General features: G+C 74.2%; 3 protein-coding genes and 1 pseudogene. 1 reads left to right on the top strand and 3 read right to left on the bottom strand.

The features are described 5' to 3' along the window. Window positions 1-88 precede the first annotated feature (88 nt). A pseudogene (locus tag FNH08_RS52805) lies at window positions 89-505 on the top strand (phosphatase PAP2 family protein); the annotation flags it as partial. Between the two features lie 102 nt (window positions 506-607). Here the strand turns inward: FNH08_RS52805 and FNH08_RS52800 are convergent. From FNH08_RS52800 to FNH08_RS47810, 3 genes are all read right to left on the bottom strand, one after another. Further along, window positions 608-1,279, bottom strand: a complete 672-nt coding sequence (locus FNH08_RS52800) for a response regulator (RefSeq protein ID WP_152778167.1) — start codon at window positions 1,277-1,279, stop codon at window positions 608-610. Between the two features lie 7 nt (window positions 1,280-1,286). Beyond that, complete coding sequence (locus FNH08_RS47815) at window positions 1,287-2,651, bottom strand: sensor histidine kinase (protein ID WP_152778168.1); 1,365 nt, start codon at window positions 2,649-2,651, stop codon at window positions 1,287-1,289. Between the two features lie 152 nt (window positions 2,652-2,803). Beyond that, window positions 2,804-3,109: GAF domain-containing protein (locus FNH08_RS47810; protein ID WP_194238867.1), on the bottom strand; the 306-nt coding region annotated here is incomplete at its 5' end.

Raw genomic sequence — 3,109 nt, 5'->3', positions numbered from 1 at the left:
GTGGTTGTCTCCGGGCGGGCTGGGGGACGCCCGTGCCGTCGAGGTCACCGGTGGGGCCTCGGCGGATGCGTACCGGTCCCTGGCCGGGGTGGCGGCGGAGGCGCCGGCGTGGCTGGGCACGCTGCTGGAGGTGGCTTCCGAGGGAACCCTCGTGGTGCTCGGGTTGCTGCTGGTCTGGGTGTGGTGGACGGGGGTTCGCCGCAGGGAGGCGCGAGAGGTTGCCGGAGCCGTGCTGGCCGGGTTCGGGACCGTGGTGGGTTATGCCGTCAGTGAGGCCGTGAAGCTGGTGGTGGACGAGGAGCGGCCCTGTCGGGTGCTGGGGGCGGGGGTCGATTCCGTCGCGGAGTGTCCCGCGGTGGGGGACTGGTCGTTTCCCAGTAATCACGCCACCCTCGCGGCCGGGCTGGCCGTGGGTGTGGCTGTGGTGCGGCCCCGTCTGGCCGTGCTCACGTTGCCGGTGGCCGGGGCCGCCGCGTTGTCGCGGGTTCTTGTGGGCGTGCACTATCCGCACGACGTGCTCGCCGGTGCGGTGCTCGGCAGTGCCGTCGTGGTGGCCGTGCTGGTCGCGTCGCTGCCGTTCGCCCAGCGGGTCGCGGCACGGTGCCTGTCACGGTGGGGGAGGGACGATGCCCGCCTCGTGGGCCACGACGGCGGCAGCGGCGCGGTTGTCCACGCCCAGTCCCGCCAGGATGGAGCTCACGTGGGCCTTGACCGTTCCCTCCACCACGTGGAGCCGTCGGGCGATCTGTCCGTTGGACAGGCCGCTGCCGAGGAAGGTCAGCACCTCTCGTTCGCGGGCGGTGAGGGCGTCGACCTGGGCACGGGCGGTGGAGCGGCGACCGGCCAGGGCTCCGGCGCCCGTCGCCGCGAGGTGCGCGACGACGCGGGCCGCGACCTTCGGTGACAGGTAGGCGGCGCCCTCGGCCACCGCGCGGACCCCGGCGATCAGTTCCTCGGGCTCGCCCGACTTGATCAGGAAGCCGGACGCGCCACCGCCGAGAGCCCGGAGGATGTAGTCGTCCTCGCCGAACGTCGTCAGCATGACGACGCCCGTGGCCGGCACCGCGCTGCGGATCTCCGCCGCCGCTTCGATACCGCCCAGCCCCGGCATACGGATGTCGAGCACGGCCACGGCGGGGCGGTGCCGCCGGGCCAGTTCCACGGCGTCGTGCCCGTCGGCGGCCTCGGCGACGACCTCGATGTCGGGAGCGGTGGTGAGCACGGCGCGTACGCCCGCGCGGATCATCGGCTCGTCGTCGGCGATCAGGACGCGGATCATCGGGCGCTCACGGGGTCAGCGTGTCCAGGGACACCAGGGTGTCGTTCCGGAAGCAGAGCCGGTAGGCGTCTCCGGAGCGGTCGTCGAAGCGGTCGGCGGTCATCGCGTAGTACTCGCACGTGATGTCGGCTCCTCTCGGTTCGGTGGCCGACGGCCGGTGGTTCGTCTGGCGGTCCGGCAGGTGGCGCTCCACCGTCGAACGATCCTGTCCCACGCGCAGTCGGGCGTAGGCGCCGGGCTCCAGGACCGACCGGGACGCCGACCACGTCTCCCACGCCATGAGCGCTCCGCTCAGCACCGCTCCCGTCAGCAGGGGCAGCATGACGGCGAGGACGAGGACCCGGCGTACGCGCAGCCAGGCACGGTGGTGTTCCAGCGGCAGCGCGGATTCGGCGGGGGCGGGCGTGGCCGGTGGCGGCGGTGGCCCGGCCGGGGCAACGTGCGGAAGCCGTGCGACGACCGCGAAACCCGCCTCACCCCCGCCCCGCGGGCCGTGGTGCAAGGAACCGCCGGCCCATCGCACACGTTCCTCGAGGCCGATGAGGCCGTGTCCTCCGCCCCGGGGCGCCCCGGCGACCGCAGCGGACGGCGACGGCGGACCGTTCTCCACCACCACCCGCGTCTCCGTGTCCGTGTGCGTCACATGGACGGTCGCCGCCGCGCCGGGCGCGTGCCGGGCGATGTTGGTCAGGGCCTCCTGTACGACGCGGTGGGCGGCCCGTTCCACCGTGGGCGGGAGGTCGTCCGCCGTGCCGTCGGCGCGTAGCTCGACCGCGAGCCCGGACGCGGTGGCCCCGGCGGTCAGGTCCGCGATGGTCGCTTGCGTGCCACTGGAGCCGACGGGCGGCGCCGACGAGTCGTCTGTCCCGTCCCGCAGGACACCGATCACCTCCCCGAGCCGCTCCACCGCGGCCGCCGCCCTCGCCCTGATGTCGCCCGCGGCCCTCCGATGCTGTTCGTCCAGGTCCGGGGCGAGCTTCAGGGCGCCGGCCGACAGCGCGATCAGGTTGAGGTCGTGGCCGAGCACGTCGTGCATGTCCTGGGCGATACGGGCCCGCTCGCGCAGCCGTGCCTGCTCGGCGACCAGTTCCTGCTCGCGCCGTAACTGCTCGGCACGCTCCCAGCCGGCCCGGACGAGCTCCTGGTACTGGCGCCGGAACCGGCCCGCGAACCAGGGCAGCATCGCGGCGAACACGACCACGGCCACGAACCGGCTCCCCAGCGGAAGCCAGGCGGGTACGACGGACACGGCCACCACGCCGACGGCGACGGTCGCGACCAGGGTGAGCACCACCGGCCCGGCCCGTCCGGGGCGCCGCCCGGCCAGGAACGCGGCGACGGCGGTCGGTACGGCCCACCACGGGTTCACCATGCTCAGCCCGGCGGCCACGGCCGCGGCTCCGGTCGGGAGAACGGACCCTCTGTTGAACGTTGCACTGGCCACGGAAGCGACGGTACGGACATCCGAGCGCGCCGGACACTGCCGAAAGTCCAATCGACCGCCCAAGGGCCCACCAGAGGCGGCTACTCCTTCTCCACCAACCCCGCCAGATCCAGCGCCCCCGCGATCCGCGCCGCCACGTCCTCCGCGTACGTCGCGTCGGGGCGTACGAACTGGGTGCGGCCGGCGGTGCGGAGGAAGGTGACGACGCCCAGGGTGCGGCCGCGGCTGCGGAGGACGGTGCACAGGGCGTGGACCGTGTCGGGGGGCCACTGGCGGGCGGTGGCCCATTCGCGGGCGGCCTCGGGCGTGCCGGTGTCGGCGCTGGCGCGTACGGAGCCGAGGCGGTCGACGGACTGGAGGGCGGGGTGGCCCTCGGGGTACCGGAC

Origin of the sequence: Streptomyces spongiae, assembly GCF_009377185.1 — a bacterium.
GTDB classification, from domain to species: domain Bacteria; phylum Actinomycetota; class Actinomycetes; order Streptomycetales; family Streptomycetaceae; genus Streptomyces; species Streptomyces spongiae.
This window is presented reverse-complemented; position numbering and strand designations above follow the sequence as displayed.

Coding starts and splice junctions, on each gene's coding strand:
- FNH08_RS47815 (WP_152778168.1), bottom strand. CDS start 2,651: ATGGTGAACCCGTGGTGGGCCGTACCGACCGCCGTCGCCGCGTTCCTG.
- FNH08_RS52800 (WP_152778167.1), bottom strand. CDS start 1,279: ATGATCCGCGTCCTGATCGCCGACGACGAGCCGATGATCCGCGCGGGC.